At 55.2% G+C, this 18515-nt stretch carries 8 protein-coding genes; 2 read left to right on the top strand and 6 right to left on the bottom strand.

The annotated features are described in order from the left end of the window. The first annotated feature begins 26 nt into the window (after nucleotides 1-26). Nucleotides 27-872, top strand: coding sequence for a sulfotransferase family protein (locus KD147_RS10055; RefSeq protein ID WP_105213193.1), 846 nt, complete (start codon nucleotides 27-29; stop codon nucleotides 870-872). Next, nucleotides 859-7401, top strand: a complete 6543-nt coding sequence (locus tag KD147_RS10060; RefSeq protein ID WP_212547755.1) for an Ig-like domain-containing protein — start codon at nucleotides 859-861, stop codon at nucleotides 7399-7401. The genes KD147_RS10055 and KD147_RS10060 overlap by 14 nt, the downstream gene beginning before the upstream one ends. Nucleotides 7402-7441: 40 nt before the next feature. Here the strand turns inward: KD147_RS10060 and KD147_RS10065 are convergent, their stop codons facing one another. The 6 genes from KD147_RS10065 to metH form a co-directional block, all read right to left on the bottom strand. Next, entirely contained in the window at nucleotides 7442-8437 is a 996-nt protein-coding gene (locus KD147_RS10065) for a FecCD family ABC transporter permease (protein WP_105255648.1), read from the bottom strand. Then, complete coding sequence (locus KD147_RS10070; RefSeq protein ID WP_349304690.1) at nucleotides 8434-9249, bottom strand: ABC transporter ATP-binding protein; 816 nt, start codon at nucleotides 9247-9249, stop codon at nucleotides 8434-8436. The genes KD147_RS10065 and KD147_RS10070 overlap by 4 nt, the downstream gene beginning before the upstream one ends. Before the next feature lie 67 nt (nucleotides 9250-9316). Further along, nucleotides 9317-12142, bottom strand: coding sequence for a DUF2339 domain-containing protein (locus KD147_RS10075; protein WP_212547757.1), 2826 nt, complete (start codon nucleotides 12140-12142; stop codon nucleotides 9317-9319). 84 nt (nucleotides 12143-12226) lie between these two features. Then, entirely contained in the window at nucleotides 12227-14641 is a 2415-nt protein-coding gene (hrpB, locus tag KD147_RS10080; protein WP_212548055.1) for an ATP-dependent helicase HrpB, read from the bottom strand. 63 nt (nucleotides 14642-14704) lie between these two features. Further along, on the bottom strand, nucleotides 14705-15736 hold the full coding sequence (locus KD147_RS17020) for a GGDEF domain-containing protein (RefSeq protein WP_212547758.1): 1032 nt from the start codon (nucleotides 15734-15736) through the stop codon (nucleotides 14705-14707). A 152-nt stretch (nucleotides 15737-15888) separates the two neighbouring features. Then, nucleotides 15889-18513, bottom strand: a complete 2625-nt coding sequence (gene metH, locus KD147_RS10090; protein ID WP_212547759.1) for a methionine synthase — start codon at nucleotides 18511-18513, stop codon at nucleotides 15889-15891. Nucleotides 18514-18515 lie beyond the last annotated feature (2 nt).

The following is an 18515-nucleotide window of genomic DNA, read 5'->3' on the forward strand; positions in this document are numbered from 1 at the left end:
TTGCGTTTATAAAGGTAGGAACAACAATGACGCAGTATCATTTTATTTCAGGCTTGCCCCGCTCCGGCTCCACGCTGCTGGCCGGTTTATTAAGACAAAATCCCGCCTATCACGCCGCCATGAGTAGCCCGGTGGCCCCACTGATGGCCGGATGTTTGGAGCAAATCGGTGCCGGCAGTGAATTCGCTCCTTTTTTTAGCGAGCAAAAACGCCGCGCCCTGTGCCAAAGCCTGGTGAATAGTTACTACAGCGAACACGCCGATAAGCAGGTGATCTTCGATACCAATCGTATCTGGACGGCACGCATGCATCAGCTGGTAGAGCTGTTTGACGATTTTAAGGTGATCTGCTGTGTTCGCAACCCTGCCTGGGTGATGGACAGTTTTGAGTGCATCTATCGTAAAAACCCCTTTGACTACAGTCGCATGTATTCCCCGCAAAGCCGGCAAACCGTATATACCCGCTGCGAGTCCATGGCCCATCATCAGGGGGTGTTCGGCAGTGCCTGGACGGCCTTGAAAGAAGCTTACTATGGCGAATATTCGCAGCGCTTATTGCTAGTGGATTACGACTTACTTACCCAGCATCCGGCGCGCACCATGGAGCTGCTCTACCAGTTTTTAGACTTGCCGACGTTCGATCACGACTTTAATCATGTGGAATATGAAGAGGGTGAATTCGATAGCAATATTGGCGTCAAAGGCCTGCATACGGTCAAAAAAGAAGTCAAATTCACCCCAAGGCGCAGCATTCTTCCGCCCGAGTTATTCAACAAATACAGTGACATGGCATTTTGGCAAGACACGTCGGGCACACAAGCCAGTCTTATCTGCGCCACAGCCCCCCAAGGAGACACCTATGCATCATTTTAAACTCAATAAGGCCGCCGCCTTGCTGATGCCCTTGGGCTTGAGCGCACTCCCCGCCTTAGCCGGGGCCTACGGCGGTTATATTCGTACGCAACAACAGCGGCACACGCCACCGGTATCAAAAACGCATGGTCTGAATGACGATAACGCCTTATTGATCAACACCATGCAGGGCAAACAAAAGCCGGCGACACCAACGACCTTAAAGCTGCAAAAAGGCATCCTCCTTCCCGAGCCCAGTGCACAGCCCTCCTACGCCAAGGTCGAGCTAGAAAAAGGAACAATTAGCCATGAGGTGATGATCATTGACGCCTCGCTGACCGACAAGTCCACCTTTTACAAGGCCCTCAAACCGGGCATAGAAGTGATCGAAATTGATGATCAGACGCCGATTTTTGCCCAGCTCAATCTCAAGCTGGCTGCCTATAAAAGCCTCGATGCCTTACATTGGGTAAGCCATGGCTCACAGGGAAGCATTCATGTTGGCCAACAACAAATCAGTGCCGCCAGCCTCAATGATTATGTGGCCGATATAAAACGCCTCGGCGCAAAACTGAGCGCCGGCGCCGACATTCGTTTTTATAACTGTAATCTGGCCCAAGGCGAACAAGGTATTGAATTTATAGAACTCCTCAGCGCCCAGACCGGTGCCGACATCGCAGCATCAAATGACCTAACCGGAGCCAGCGATAAGGGTGGCGACTGGCAACTGGAAATCGTTCAGGGCGATATCGACAGCGAATCGCCCTTTGATGCCCTGGCCTTGCGGGATTTTAGCGATGTGCTGGCCGCCTATGATGCGGACAGCTTTTGCCCTAATGTCGACCCAGATGACTCCGAGTGCAATAAGCCGGCTCTCTCCAGTAATGGTAACCTGGCAGCCACGGGGTCGGGACCTTATATCAACCAGTTTGGCGCAACCAAGTCCCTTTATTCCCCTTCCAACCCGGCATTGGCAACGGCCTACATAGAATTTACCAAGGCCGCCAGTTACACCAACTTTGACCTGGATAACCTGACCTTGGAGGTAGATGGCACCTGCGATGTAGTGGTGACCAATAACGCTGGCAATACCCTGTTCTCGGGCAATATTTCCACCGGTGTGGTGCCAATCACACTCTCTGGTAACACAAGCAATCTGACTTCTTTTAGAGTCACCAGCAGCAATTGCTCAAACAATACCAATTATCTGGGGGTGTATGCGTTCAATACTACGCCCTCCAATAGCGCGCCAAGCATCGCCAACCTAAATGGCGATAGCCTCAATACTTTTTCAGGCAGTACGGTACTCTTGGATCAGGGCACTAATGCCACGGTCAGCGACAGTGACAGTGCGGATTTTAATGGCGGCAACCTTACTGCCACCATTACCTCGGGTGAAGATGCCGCCGAAGATCTGCTCAGTGTCGATACCTCGGGCGCAGTATCCCTGTCGGGCACAACGGCGGGCAGTAACCTGTCGGTGTCGGGAACGGTGATCGGCACGCTCGCGAATAATATCGCCGCCGGCAACGACTTTGTCACCAACTTCAACGCCAACGCCACCCCGGCTAGAGTACAAACCCTGTTACGGGCCCTCAACTATGAAAATACCGACTCAGTCAGCCCCACCACGGGAGCTCGAAATGTACGTGTGACGATCAATGACGGCGATGGTGGCACCTCGGCGAACCAGGATATAACCGTTACCGTATTAGCGGCAAATAGCGATGGTAATTTAAGCGCCGCGACTGGCGTCATTGAACCGGTCGCCCTGTCCAGCACGGTCGACACCAGCGGCGAAGCGGCTAACCTCTTTGACTTTACCTTAAGTGATGGCGGCAGTGGCGATAACCTGGCCATGGCTGTGTCGGCTATCCGGGTGCATGTCATGGGCACATCCACCGACAATGATCGCGCTAAAGTGACCTGGCGATTAAATGGGCCCGATGCCCCCAATGTTTCCGGCGTATACAATGCCGCTACGGATGTGATTACCTTCCCCGGTTTGAGCATTTCCATCGCCGATGGCGGCAGTGAAGTCTATACCATCAACGGCTATTTCAATGACAATACTAACCTGGTGGAAAAGCGGAACTATGTGCTCACTATCGATGGCGATACCGATGTCACCTTAGGTGCCGGTACACGCATGGGGGTAACCAGCCCAATCAACAATGGTACCGGGTCACCCATAGAGGTCTCGGCCACCCGGCTGCGCTTCAGTACTCAGCCGTCGGGCAGTGTCTCGGGCAGTGCGCTTATGACACAGCCCGTTGTGACAGCCACCGACGCATTTGGAAATACGGATACCGACTTTAGTGAAACCATTACCCTGAGCGAAGGCTCGGCCGGTGTACTCACTAATGCCAGCGCCAGCGCCAGCAGTGGTATCGCTACCTTCAGTGGCCTGACCTATACCGCCACCGCCGACCAGCAAGCCTTTACGTTAACGGCCAATGACCAAGACGGCGTTGGCAGTGACCTGCCCAGTGTCAACGCCAATGCCGTTACTGCTGATGTGGTGGCCACTAAACTGGTGTTTAGTACCGAGCCCGCCCCCACCTCAATACCCGCATGGCAAAGCACCAGTTTTACCACTGTGCCCGTGGTGCAGGCGGTGGATGCAATTAACGTGGTGGATCAGGGCTATAGCACCGACATCACGCTCAGTGAGGTCAATGGCCCAGGCACCGCCATAATGACGGCAACTGGCGATAACGATGCCAATGGCAGCACGGTTTCCCTCACCCCGAGCTCAGGGACGGCCACCTTCACCTCTTTGCAATTAACCTACAGCCCCGCCGGAGCGGATTCGGAGGTCTTTAACCTGCAGGCCTCATCGGGGAGCTTGGCCAGTGCCAACAGCACCGCGCTCACCGCCTTGGATACCATACCGCCGCGAGTCACCGGTATTGCACTTGTTGGTACTCCCCCAGCTAATGCCACGCAAATCAGCTACCTAGTAAACTTTGACAGTCACGTCCAAAATATTTCCAGCGATGATTTCGCCCTGACCACCCTCAGTGGCGATGCCAGCGGCTCCGTGGCCATGGTGTCGGCATCAAGTGGTAGCAGCGTTACGGTTACGGTCAACAATATGGCGGGCAGTGGCACTTTACGCTTGGACCTGAAAGCCAATACAGACATAACCGATGATTTGGGCAATGGGAATGGCAACAACGGTTATACCCCGGCCTTTACCGGGGGCGAGGTGCATCAGCTTGACCTAGCTGGGCCCACCATCAACACCCTGAGTATTGCCGATACCGCGCATAAGGTCGGTGATACGGTCAGCGTCAGTATTAACGCCTCCGAACCCGGCGCCAGCCTGGTTTCGGGTACGGTGAACGGCTATGCCCTAAGCGGCTTTAGCGATTTAGGCGGTGGTAACTACAGCGCCGAGTTTACTGTTGTTGATGGCGGTCAGGATATTGCCGCCTCTGCCGACGTGCCCGTAAATCTGGTGCTGGCCGACGGCTTAAATAACCAAAGCAGCTATACCACCCCAATCAGCCAGGCCAATGATGCCATTTATGCCAACCTGCCAGCCATTAGCCTAAGCAGCGATACCAACAGTATAGATGAGGCCGGGGGCGTGGCGCAGTTGACCGCCACTATAGGCAATAGCCTGAATAATCAGTGGCCGGAAGATATTGTCGTCTCCTTAAGTTACAGCGGCACCGCGGCTGTGGACACGGATTACAGTCGCTCGCCGAGTATCACCATTGGAGCCTTAACAAGCTCGGCAGATATCGCCATTACCGCCATCGACGATGCCATCACCGAGGACGAAGAAACCATTATTGTCGATATCGCCTCCGTCGGTGGCGGGGGCGTTGAGGACGCAACGCAACAAGTCATTATTAGTATCATGGATGATGAGAACCTGGCACCTGTCATCAATACCACCAGCCTGAGCACCGAAGAAGACACCACGCTCACGATGGAGCTTGATATTAGTGATGAAACTCCCGAAGCCATAGAATTAAGCGTCAGTACCGAGCCCGCACACGGCCAGATCACCATTAATGGCATAACGCTCAGCTATACGCCGGATGCCAATTTTAATGGCCAGGACAGTGTCACCCTGATCGCCAGTGACGGTCAGCTGCAAAGTCAGCCAACCAGCATACTGATCACTGTCACCGGCGAAAATGATGCGCCCGTGGCCGAAGATGACGTTATTTCCTTGGCCCGCGCCGAATCCGGAAGTTATTTCCTCGATGTATTGGCTAATGACAGCGACCCGGATAGCGAGGATCAACTGACCATCACCTCGGCCAATGCCGAACTCGGCGAGGTCAGCATCAATGATAACGGCCTGCTTTACACCCCAATCGCCGGACTCAATGAAACCGTCACCCTGAACTATCGCGTGGTCGACAAAGCCGGGGCGGCAGACAGCGCCACGGTGCGCTTTACCCTCTCGGGAGAGTTACCTGCGGATACGCCGCAACTAACGGTGCCCGCCGATGTGGAGACCAATGCCACCGGTCTCTATACCAAGGTGAATCTAGGCATTGCCACGGCGGTGGACAGCACGGGGCAGTCAATTCCGGTCCAGCTGCTTGAGAACCCGATGTATTTTACCTCCGGTGAGCACAAGGTGTATTGGCAAGCCACGGACAGTGAGGGCCGCAGCGCCCTGGCCGCCCAGCATATTCGAGTCCATCCGCAGATCAGTTTTGCCGCCGACAGCACCGCCAGCGAGGGCGGCAGCCATAAGGTTCATGCCTATCTGAGCGGCTCTGCGCCCAGTTACCCCCTGGTGATCCCTTATAGCGTCGGTGGTAGCAGTGACAACAGCGATCATTCCCTGATCGATGGCGAGCTGGTATTTCATTCCGAGCACAGCACCCTGAGCATGGATATTTACGATGACAACCTGGATGAAGGCGATGAAACCATCATTATCAGCCTTTCAGAGCAAAGTAACCTTGGTGCCCGCGGTGAACACAGGGTCACCATCAGCGAAGCCAATCTTGCCCCTGGGGTCACCATAAAGGCGCAGCAAGGGCAGCAAGCCCGCACCCTGTATCGCCAGGATGAGGATATTCAGTTACATGCTCAGGTGACAGATGCCAATCACGACGATAGTCATACCTACTCCTGGCAGGTGGAGCCGGCTCTGACCCTGAGCGATACCCATAGCGCCGAGGTGACCCTGGCCGCCAACAACCTTGTCGAAGGGGTGTATAAAATCACGGTGACGGTCAGTGACAATGGCAGTCCAGCCTTGAGCACCACAGTACTGGGGCAACTGGATATTCGCGCAACTGTGCCGCCACTCGATGAGGGCGACAGCGATGGGGATTTACTGCCGGATCAGGAGGAAGGTTTTATCGACCTCGATGGCGATGGCGTCAGTGACCACCTCGATGCCCTGACGCCATGTCATCTAATGGCGGCGGTGGCGGGTCAGGAGCAAGACTTTATCCTCGCCAGCGAGCCGGGAACCTGTCTGCATACTAGCCCCTATGCCGACAGTGCCCAGGCCGGTGCTCGGTTAAACCCAGAAGCTCTCAGCCCGGACCCAGATGGGCGTCATGTAGGTACCCTCTATGGCGTAGTGGTGTCTGCATTAGCCACGCAGGGCAGCAGTGTCCAATTGGTCTTGCCCCAGCATCAGCCGGTGCCGGGCAATGCCCAGTACCGCAAATTCGTCTCCTCGCAATGGCAGGACTTACACCTCGATGAGCGCAATGCGGTGGCCTCGGCCTTAGGGAGTCGCGGTTATTGTCCGGCGCCAGGCAGCGAGCAATGGCAAGCCGGGCTTAACCTTGGCCACTGGTGCGTGCAACTCACCCTTGAAGACGGGGGCGCCAACGACGGTGACGGCATGGTTAACGGCTATATAGACGACCCCGGGGTGATAGCCCTGAGCGTACAGGGTAACCAAGCACCGGTAGCCAATGATGATGCCTATCGGGTACCGCAAGACAGCGATACGTCATTGAATGTACTGAGTAACGACACCGATGCCGATGGCGACGAACTGCAACTACTCAATGTGGAAAGCACTCTGGGTCAGGCGGAGATCCTCGATAATCAGATACTCTATCGCACTCCAAGTCAGTACCTGGGCATGGATACCCTGCTCTACAGCATTGCAGACAGCCAAGGCAATACACACAGCGCCAAGGTACAGGTGAACATAGCCGCCAATCAGGCGCCAATTGCCAATGATGACGAGGCCGAAACCTGGTATCGCACCACGGTGACCCTGGATGTGCTTAGCAACGACAGCGATCCGGAAGGGCGCGCCATCAGGGTGGTCGAGGCCAGCAGCGAACAGGGCGAGGTCAGCATCAATGCCGACTACAGCCTGAGCTTTACGCCTATGGATCAATTTAGTGGCACCGCCACCGTCGACTATGTGATTGCCGATGAATTTGGCGCCCAAGCAGCGGCCAAGGTCATGGTGAAGGTGGCCGAGCCACAACCGCCCGTCGAGCCGCCCAAGCGCAAGCTTAGTAGCGGCACGGTCAATCTTTATTGGCTGCTGTTACTAGCTGGACTGCTGGCCACTCGCCGCACTAAACGCAGTTGAGCCCTGGTGCCCCGCCTAACCGCGGGGCCCTATTAAGTCTCTACTGACGTTGACGTTGCTGTATGTATAGCAGGGCAAAGAAAAACGCACTGCCAAGGGCCGCGGTGATCACCCCTATGGGCAACTCCTGATTGGTCAAGGTGGTCCGAGCCAAGACATCCACCCAGAGCATAAACAAGCCTCCGCAAATAAAGCTCAGCGGATAGACTTGGGTGCTGCTAAAGCGCCCGCTAAGACGCACCAGATGGGGGATCATCAAACCGACAAAACCGATACCGCCGCAGACACTCACCAGCACGGCGGTGATTAATGCGCTCAGCAACAACATAATAATCCGCAGCATGGGCACATTCACGCCCAGGGTATGGGCACTTTCATCGCCCAACAAGAGGGCGTTTAGGGCACGGCGCAGCACCATCACCAGCGCCAACACCAGCGCCAACAACAGGGCAAGAGGTAACAGCATGGCAAGGTTGGCGCGGGAAAAACTGCCCAAGGTCCAAAACACCACGGCGCTGATCGCCTGCGGATCGCTAAAGTACAGCAGTAAGCTGGTGAGGGCGCTAAAACCAAAGGACAGAGCCACGCCGCACAGCACCATGATGGAGTTTTGCATATAGCGCAGCGATAAGGCCACGGACAGCAACAAGGCGGTGGCCAACATAGCCCCCACAAAGGCACTGAAGGTCAGCATAATACCGGCACTGATCCCAAGCAAGGTCATGGCCACCACCACACCCAAGGCCGCACCGGAGGAGATGCCAAACAAATAGGGATCGGCCAAGGGATTACGGGTTACCGTTTGCAACATGGCGCCGGCCAAGGCTAATCCGGCCCCGGCCATAAAGGCCAAGGCCACCCGCGGCACCCTGAGCTGCCAGATAATCTGCTGCCACAGGGGGTCGCCCTCACCGCCGAGCACCGCCAGTAACTGCGACCAGCTGATATTAACTGCGCCCAGTTTCAGGGCCCACAAAGCGCTCAGCGGCACAATAAAGATGAGCGCGGCGATAACGAAATTACGCTGCCTGTTCATGACTTCTGACGCTCATATCTGTTGTGCCTGTCACTGTAGTAATAATGCACCAGGGGCCAGTGCTCGGGGTTTTGCGGATGGACGCCAACCTGGGTACAGACGCCGAACACCTCGCTCAATAATGACTCGGTGATCACCGTTTTCGGCGTGCCATTGGCAACAAGCTGGCCACCATTGAGGACCAGCAGCTTGTCACACATGGCGGCTGCGAGATTTAAATCATGGAACGAGGCCAATACGGTTAAATTTAATGAGCGCACCAGCTCCATCAGTTCGATTTGATATTTGATGTCTAAATGACTGGTGGGCTCGTCCATTATCAACAATTTGGGCTGCTGTACCAAGGCCCGGGCAATATGCACCCGTTGCTGCTCACCACCGGACAGTTGCGCCAGCAATTTGTGCTGCTGCGTCGCCAACCCCACATCGGCAATGGCCTGCTGGACCCGCGCCTGTGCCTCAGCGCCCGGCCCCTGCCACGGCGCCAGTGCGGGCAACAGACCCAAGGCGACGACCTCGAGCACAGTCAGTGACATATCGCTTGGCGCTTGCTGCAACACCACGGCGATATCCTGCGCTAAGGCACGCGGTGCCATGTCTTGAATGCAGCGACCATTGAGGCGTATGGCATCCTTGGCACTGGCGTAATAGCGATAAATACAGCGTAATAAGGTCGATTTGCCGGCGCCATTGGGGCCAAGTAAGCCAATAAACTCGCCTTGCTGCAAGGTAAAACTGATGCCATCGAGCACCTGCCGCCCCTGCAAACGACACAGCAACTGCTCCACGGTCAGTAAAGAATGATCAGACACAACACCCACTTAGGTAAACTGGCAAAGCGACTATTATGAGAGCATTGCCAGATAAAGTAAATTTTGTCTATCCAGACGTCCGCTCTAGCTGTGTATGTTGGCGCTGTAACCATTTAAACAAGGCGCCCAAACCAACCAGGGCCAAGCCAAGACCGATAAAGGATAAGGCCCGCAATAGTCCGGTTAGATTAGCCATATCGACCAGAAACACCTTGGCGATCACCAGGGCTAATAAGGCCACACCCACACGCTGAAGGCTCAACTTGTTAAGCGTCAGACTCACGGCCACTAAGGCGGCGCCGAGCAGTAACCAGATCACCGAATAGCTATAGAGCTCCGCATCTTCGACGCCAGCAGAGAGCTGGATAAAAGGCCCCTGCCAATATTGCCGCACCAGGGCATTAATAAAGACGAACAAGTACAGACCCGCAGCGCCTAACAACACTCGGCTTAAGCTGGCTTGAGTAGGTGGCAACAGATAACTCAGCCACAATCCAACCGCAGCGGGCAGGAAGTAATACAGCCAGGCGTAACTGGTAAGCAGCGACTCGCCCATGGGCACGGCACTGAGCCAAGGGTTGTACTCAAGCCATAACTGACTCTGCAACAGTGCCGCAACAGCCAACAGGATACAGCCAGCTATGGTATAAAACTGCGCCATGGTTTGCGCCGCCCTGGCACGATACAGATAGACGCAACCGAGTAGTCCCCAGTTGATGCTGAGCACCAGTTTCTCGATTAACGACAGATTGTTTAAATCAATGCTATGACCCACCAGTGCATAACTGGTCAGTGTACTTATCCACAGTGCCAGCACATGCAAAATAACCCCAAGCAACCAGGGCCTTAGGCTTTCACTGGCAAAGAAGCGATAGCTGATGGCGAACAAGGCGGCCACACTCGGGTATAACCACAAGGAAGGCTCACTCAGCTCGGCGCCAAGCGGGGGCTCAATAAACAACAGGGTTAAGCGCGCCGCCACCAGGGTGACCAAGGCTTTAAGCAGCCAGGATGGGATGGGCTGCGCAAAGCGCTTGCTCAGATAACTCATCAACACCACCTGAAGCGCCAGTGCCAGGGTCAAGGCGTGGGTGCCGAGCACCAGGGTCGCCGCAAACGCCAGATGAGCATTGATGGCGCACCAGTAAATCATCTGCTGCAGGGTATTGCGAGTACGGTTGGCAAGAAACACCAAAAAGGCGCCGGCCAGCAGCAGCTCGAACACCCAGAACCATTTCACGTCATCCAGCCAGGCCTGTGGCAAGACCAAATAAGCCAATACCAGGGGCACCAACACGGCACCTCCGGCAATAAAGCTAAAACCCATATGCTGAGGTGAACGACTGGCAAAGACCGAGCCAAAGGCTAAAAACGCCACCATGGCGATTTGGGCCTGCCCCAGCGCGCCATGAAACATCAACAGACCATCATGGTTCAAATCGACCCCGACCGGATAAGGCTGATCCAAGAGCAGCGCCAACAACACAGCACTGAGAACCGGCCAAAGCTGCCAGCGGGTATTCAGCAAGGCCGCCACCGCAAACAGGGCGCTTAGCAGCCAAAACTGCATACTTAATACACTCATATCCTGGCCATTTGAGAAGATCAGGGTGGCGCCAAAGATCGCCAGCAACAAGATATGATCCGGCTTTTGCAGCACCAGGGATTTAAACGACCAAACCCTGTGTTCAAGTTGCGACAACAAGAAACCTAGGCGCGGGATCATGATCAACAGCACCACGCTGATGGGTACAAAAACAACCATGGCCATGGCATGCTCACGAGGAATATCCAGGGCGATAAACAATAGCCACAATAGATGGAGCGCCCAGATGCTGTACCACAGCCACATGCGCCTGACCTTGCGCACCACAAAGGTTAAATTCAGGGTCAGCACAGTTAAATAAATGACCAGTTCCAGGTAATTAGCCGCACCGGTCGACACCCACAGCGGCACACTGTAGGCACCCAACATGCCGACAACGGCCAACAGCGGGCCATAACGCAGCGCCGTCCAACTGGCCGCCACCGACACCAGAGTCAACATCACAAAGGCGCTGCCGGGTGTAAGCAGCTTATAGCTCACCAGCGCCAGGGCGGTCAGCGCAAATAAACTGATATAGCCACCCGCTGCCAGCGCCGCCGGCACATAGGCAATCATGGCGTATTGCGCCTCGCTGTCGCGATAGAATTTACGGTGTACATACTCGGCGCTAGCCAACAACAGCAGGCCAAAGGCGGCACCTAATGCCAGGCGCGCGGTGACCGACAACAGGCCCGCTTCAAGGGAGTAAGAAACAAAGAAAATACCGCCAAAGGCCAGCGCCAGGGCGCCAATCCAGACCATCCAGTGCTCTTTAAACTGGGCGCTAAAACGCTGCCATAAACTGGGGGTGGCCGGACCCGCCGGCAGGATTGGAGCCGCTTTTTCGGGTGCAGGAGACATACCTTGAGAAGTAGGAGCCGAAGGCGCGACCGTCTTTTTTGTTGAGGGCTTGGTTGAGGGCTTGGTCGAGGACTCGGTCGAAGATTCGGTCTGTGACGTTGTCGAAGACTTTGTCACAGACGTTGTCACAGACGTTGTCAATGACTCAGCTTTAGCGCTTACAGTCGCGCTTGCAGCCGCAGCGCTGCTTCGAGCCGTTGCAACCGAGTCGGGTGATGCCTTCGATGATGCCTTCGGTGGCACCTGTGATGACACCTGTGGTGATGCCTGAGGTGCAGCTTCCTTGCCACCGACGGCGGCCGCACCTGGGGCGGATTTGAGTTGCTGTTGTAGTTGCGCCAGTTGACGCCTGAGCTCACCTATTTGTGTGAGCGCGATTAACCCGCACACACTGCCGATCACTACAACCAGCATCAGCAAGCCTATAAAAGCGATCATTGTATCCATGGCCTAGCCTTAAGTTATTGACTAGTTTAACTATACTCACAAAAACGAAAAAGAAAAGCTCGCCGCGCCAGGCCTTATTTTTAGCTACATTCGGCTCTTTACTCTGGTCGTTGCCTGGGCATTGGCCGGATCATCGGGCCAAAAATGTTTCGGATACCGCCCCTTCATCTCCTTTTGCACCTCGCGATAACTGCCCTGCCAGAACTGCGCCAAATCCTGGGTTAATTGCAGTGGGCGCTGTGCCGGCGACAGTAACTCCATTAATATCGGCAGCTTGCCCTGTGCCAGCTTGGGGCTTTCGGTGAGGCCGTACACTTCCTGCATACGCACGCTAAGCTTGGCCGGACCATCAAGTTGATAGTGGATTCTATGGGTGGCGCCGGAGGGCACGGTTAACTTGCTAGGTAACAGCTGCTCGAGCTGCTGTTGCGCCGGGTAATCCAGCAAACTCAGTAAGGCGGGACGATAATCGAGTTGCTGCAGTTGGGCCAGCGACTGCACCTCACTCAGATAGGGGGCCAGCCACCTAGGCGCCGCCGCCAATAAGCTCTGCTCATCGCTATAGGTAAAAGGCGCGCCCAGCAACTGCCCGGCCAGCAATAGGCGCGTTCGCAACTGCTGCGATTGTGGGTGCTTAAACAAGGCCCAGCCCTGCTTTTGCACCTGCCCGAGCCAGGCCTGACACTTCATTTGCGGACTAATGGCTACCGAGGAGGGCTGACTGCGCAGGGTAATGGCACCCAGTTTAAAGCGGGTTTCATTGGTGAACTGCGCCGCCTTGTCGTTAAACTCACACACCTGTTGCTCGCTAAATAAATGCGGCAACTGCTCCTGTAATTGCTGGGGGCAAAAAGCGGTGGCAGAAAAGATCCGCTGGCCGCCTTGGCCGCCGACCTCGGCAATGGCCAGATAGTCTTCATCGAGCCAGTGCTCAGCGGATGCCTGCACTCCGGCGCCATTACTCATCAGCATGCCCTGACCACGGCGCTTGGCCAGACGATCCGGGTACGCCAGCGCCACCACCAAGGGCAATAAGGACATAGGCAGGGATTGGCACTGTGCCAACTTGAGCCTTTGCTGCCAATACCTGAGTTGCTGGCGAAATGCCGGATGAGGTCGATGCAGCTGCGCATTGAGCGCGGTGCTGAGCTCGGCGGCTGTGTTAATGCGCGCTTCCATCAGGGCGACAAAATGGACGGCCAGCTGCAAAAAACCCGGCCACTGATATTCAAACTTCTCGGCCTTATATAAAAGATGGGCAAAACGCAGTTCGGTGCCCATGGCATGCATGGCGCGCGCCTGGGACGATAATTTGTCGCCCTCAAGTACCTCCAGCATCTGCAATAAGGCCTGCGCCTGTTGTTGTTGTGCCTGGGTTGGCGGGTCCAGCAACTGCAGCTCGCCAAGACTGGCGCCCCACAGCTTGGCTTCGAGTAACAAGGGGCTGATATCACTGGTGAGCATCTCGGGCGCATCGTGACTGGCGCGGCGTTCAAGCTGCTCTTTGGCACCGAGGCGATAGACCACGCCGGGTTGCAAGCGCCCCGCTCGTCCGGCTCGTTGGGTGGCGGAGGAGCGGGAGATATTCACGGTTTTGAGCTCGGTGACCCCGGTTTTTAAATTAAACTCGGCGGCGCGACGTTTGCCGCTGTCCACCACCACGCGAATGCCGTCTATGGTTAAACTGGTTTCCGCCACATTGGTGGTCAACACCACCTTACGCTTACCCTCGGGTGCCGGGGCTATGGCCTCTTGCTGCGCCTGTTTATCCAGCTCACCATAGAGCTTACGCACCTCGATGTCGGCCGCTAAATCCGCCAGTTGCTCGCCCACGCGGTTGATCTCGCGCTGACCCGGCAAAAACACCAACACACTGCCCTCTTGCTCGCTCAGCGCCTTCTTCACCAGCGGCGCCATGGCCTCTAACCAGCGCTCGCTTTGCGCCAGGGGTTCATAGACCTCGTCGATGGGATAACTGCGTCCCTCGGCAGACACCATGGGACAATCGAAAAACTGCTGATAACACTCGCCATCCAGGGTTGCCGACATGATCAGAATTTTAAGGTCTTCCCTTAACAGCTGGCTTTCCAAGGCAAAGGCCAGGGCCGTGTCGGCGGCCAGGGAGCGCTCATGGAATTCATCGAAAATCACCAGGTCGACGCCCGCTAACTCGGGATCGCTTTGCAACATGCGGGTGAGCACCCCTTCGGTGACGATTTCCAGGCGCGTGTCGGCACTCACCTTGGTTTCCTGACGCAACCGCAACCCCACGCTTTGCCCCACCCGCTCGTTTTGTTGCGATGCCAAAAACTGAGCAATATTGCGCGCCGCTAAACGCCTGGGTTCAAGCATAATAATGCGTTGAAAGTGGCCATCGCGCAGCAATTGCAGCGGCAGCCAGGTTGATTTACCGGCACCGGGTGGCGCTTGTAATAAACACAAGGGGTGAGTACTGAGTTGTTCGATTAGCTGAGGGTAGCTTTGTTGTATTGGTAGCACGACGGTCACACTGAGCGATTCATGGCGGCTATTGTATGCCATTGTCCGCTTGGTTTCACGACCCTAATCGATAGCCACATCGTCGTCGAATACGACCCGGTTTTTACCATTGCTTTTGGCCAGGTATAAACGCTTATCAGCAATGTTCAGGCAATGATCTATGCTCTCACCGAGCTGACGTTGGTGAGCACCTATGCTCAGGGTCATATGCAAGCTGTGGCCCTCTGTGTGCAGGGCGTTGTCCTGCAGATGTTGCATTATCTGTGCGGCAACCCGTTTGGCACTGCGCGCCGCGGTGTTATGCACCACCAGCAAAAACTCTTCACCGCCCCAACGAGCGACAATATCGTCGGGCCCGGCCTGCTCCTTTAGAGTCGTGGCGATAAAGCGCAACACCTGATCGCCCACCTGATGCCCATAGCCATCATTGATCTGCTTAAAATTATCGGCATCGAGCAGCATATAGACGGCACCGGCGCCGAAACCGGGCTGAGTCAGGCATTCCAGGGCATAACGGCGGTTACTGAGCTCGGTCATGGCATCGGTGCGCGCCAGTCGTTCATTAATCTGCAACTGCTGCATCAAAGCGCGGCTGTATTTATTGCGGTAGTACTCGTAAAAGCCAGCCAGCACACAGAGAATGGCGAAACACAGCATCACACGCGCGGGAAAATGGTAATTATCGTATTGGTACAGGCCTAGGTTTGGCGTAAAGACAAACAGCAGCAACACCACCACGGCCAGCAAAATAAGGTCCACCACCCCTTGCTTTAAACCGCGAATAAAAAAGGTCACCGGCGAGACGATAAATAACCACAGCGGTCCGGTACCATGGCTGCCTCCGGACACCACCAGGTATGACATCAGCGCATAAAGGGAGTACAGCATCAGCACCGAGATAAAGGCATCATGCTTTTTTATCACAAAGGGCAAGGCAAACACGACTACGGCGCTGGCCAACAGCAGGCTGAGAAGCAGGTAGCCATCGAGGTAACTGTTGATGGCCATGATCAAGGAGGTACAGGCGCCAATCGCGGCAAATACACGTAAAAAATGGGCCTTATCGGCATCGGCGGCATTAAAGGTATCTTTCACTGATCCGTACTACTTTTCCCTGTTATTCGATAACTTACTGTATCATAAAAACATTAATGCCCAAGTTCTGGGTTGTTAATATTTGTTCAGGGCGCATTGATGGCATAAAAAAGGCGACCTAAGCCACCTTTGTTTATTCGCTGTGAATCATCCTAGTAGTCGTAGCCCAGATTAGGCCCGAGCCATCTGTGCGCTTCGTCCAGCGTCATACCCTGGCGCGCGGCGTAATCTTCAACCTGGTCGCGCTGAATGCCCGCCACGGCAAAGTACTTGGAATCAGGATGGCTGAAATACCAACCGGACACCGCCGCACCCGGCCACATGGCGTAAGAAGAAGTCAGCTTCATGCCGATGCGCTCTTCGACATTCAACAAATCCCAAATTTTGGACTTTTCCGTGTGCTCCGGACAGGCCGGATAACCGGGTGCCGGGCGAATACCCTGATAATTTTCGCGAATAAGCTCATCGTTGCTGAGCGCTTCATCCGTGGCGTAGCCCCAATGTACCTTTCGCACCTGCTCATGCAGATATTCGGCAAAAGCCTCGGCAAGGCGATCGGCCACGGCCTTAACCATGATCTTATTGTAGTCGTCGCCCTTTGCATCGAAGGCTTCGGCCAGCGCGTCTTCTTCCAGGCCACCGGTGACGGCAAAGGCGCCAAAATAATCCGGCGTGCCCTTGGGTGCCACATAATCTGCTAAACAATAGTTGGCAAAGCCCTTTTTCTCGGTTTGCTGACGCAACTGACACGAGCGTAACAGCACCTCGGTACGGCTTTCATCGCGGTATATTTCGATGTCGTCACCAACCCGGTTGGCCGGGAACAAACCTATCACGCCTTTTGGCTGTATGCTGCGCTCACGGGCAAACTTATCGAGCATGGCATTGGCATCGGCAAACAGCGACTGCGCCTGCTCGCCCACCACCTCGTCATTAAGAATGCGTGGATACTTGCCCGCCAGCGACCAGGTCATAAAAAACGGGGTCCAGTCGATATAGTGACGCAAGGTGTCTATGGCCACATCGTGGAACTCCTGCACGCCCAGCTTACTGGGAACCGGTGGCACATAGTTTTGCCAGTCCAGCTTGGCATGGTTGGCCCGTGCCTGCTGTAAACCAATGGGCTTGGAACGTGGCTTTTTACGTGCCTGTTGCTCACGCACCTTCTCGTACTCGGCCTTGGTTTTAGCCAAGAACTCCGTTTTGGCGGTTTTGCTCAACAGGCTGGAGGCCACGCCCACGGCGCGGCTGGCGTTATTCACATAGATCACACCCTTGTCGTATTGGGGCTCAATTTTCACCGCGGTGTGCGCCTTGGAGGTAGTGGCACCGCCAATCAGCAGCGGTATCTCAAAGCCGCGACGGGTCATTTCCTTGGCCACATGCACCATCTCATCAAGGGACGGGGTAATAAGGCCGGATAAACCGATAATATCGGCGTTTTCATCGATGGCGGTTTGCAGAATTTTCTCCGCCGGCACCATCACGCCCAGGTCTATCACCTCATAGTTATTACATTGCAGTACCACGCCGACGATATTTTTGCCTATGTCGTGCACATCGCCCTTTACCGTGGCCATGATGATTTTACCGTTGGTCTGCCCTTCTTCCTTTTCGGCTTCAATATAGGGGTCGAGATAGGCCACTGCGCGCTTCATAACCCGTGCCGATTTCACCACCTGAGGCAGGAACATCTTACCGGCACCAAAGAGGTCACCGACCACATTCATGCCATCCATCAGCGGCCCTTCGATCACCTCAATGGGCTTGGCAAACTGCTGGCGACAAGCCTCTGTGTCTTCTTCAATGTAGTCGGTGATGCCCTTCACCAGGGCGTGCTCCAGGCGTTTTTCCACCGGCCAGGTGCGCCATTCAAGGTCTTCCACCTTTTCGGCCTGCGCCATGCCCGAGTATTTGGGCGCCAGCTCAACCAAGCGCTCGCCCGCCCCCGGGTCTTTATTGAGAATGACATCCTCAACCGCATTGCGGAGCTCTTCGGGAATATCGTCATACACCGCCAGCTGGCCAGCATTAACTATGCCCATGTCCATGCCCGCTTGAATGGCGTGATACAGGAATACCGAGTGAATGGCTTCACGCACCGGGTTATTACCACGGAATGAGAAAGACACATTCGATACGCCGCCGGACACCTTACAGTACGGCAGGTTTTCTTTGATGCGGCGGGTGCCCTCAATAAATTCCACCGCATAGTTATCATGCTCTTCGATGCCCGTGGCCACGGCAAAAATATTGGGGTCGAAAATAATGTCTTCCGGCGGAAAGCCGAGCTCGTCTACCAAAATACGGTAAGAGCGCTCGCAGATTGCAAACTTACGGTCGGCGGTTTCCGCCTGGCCGGTTTCATCAAAGGCCATCACCACCACGGCGGCGCCAAAGCGTTTCAGAATTTTTGCCTGCTTGCGGAACGGCTCTTCCCCTTCTTTGAGGGAAATTGAGTTCACAATGGCCTTACCCTGAATACACTTGAGGCCCGCCTCAATCACCTCCCATTTGGAGGAGTCGACCATGATCGGCACCTTGGAGATATCCGGCTCCGAGGCGATCAGATTAAGAAACTTTACCATTGCCGCCTTGGAGTCCAACATGGCTTCATCCATGTTGATATCGATCACCTGAGCGCCGCTTTCTACTTGTTCGCGGGCCACATCCAGGGCGGTTTCATAGTCTTCTTCCATGATCAGGCGCTTAAAACGCGCCGAGCCGGTGACATTGGTACGCTCACCGACATTGGTAAAAATGGCTGTATTGGTCATAG

Source organism: Pseudoalteromonas sp. BDTF-M6, from assembly GCF_018334135.1.
Lineage (GTDB): Bacteria > Pseudomonadota > Gammaproteobacteria > Enterobacterales > Alteromonadaceae > Pseudoalteromonas.

Coding starts and splice junctions, on each gene's coding strand:
- KD147_RS10055 (WP_105213193.1), top strand. CDS start 27: ATGACGCAGTATCATTTTATTTCAGGCTTGCCCCGCTCCGGCTCCACG.
- KD147_RS10065 (WP_105255648.1), bottom strand. CDS start 8,437: ATGAACAGGCAGCGTAATTTCGTTATCGCCGCGCTCATCTTTATTGTG.
- KD147_RS10075 (WP_212547757.1), bottom strand. CDS start 12,142: ATGGATACAATGATCGCTTTTATAGGCTTGCTGATGCTGGTTGTAGTG.
- KD147_RS10060 (WP_212547755.1), top strand. CDS start 859: ATGCATCATTTTAAACTCAATAAGGCCGCCGCCTTGCTGATGCCCTTG.
- metH (WP_212547759.1), bottom strand. CDS start 18,513: ATGACCAATACAGCCATTTTTACCAATGTCGGTGAGCGTACCAATGTC.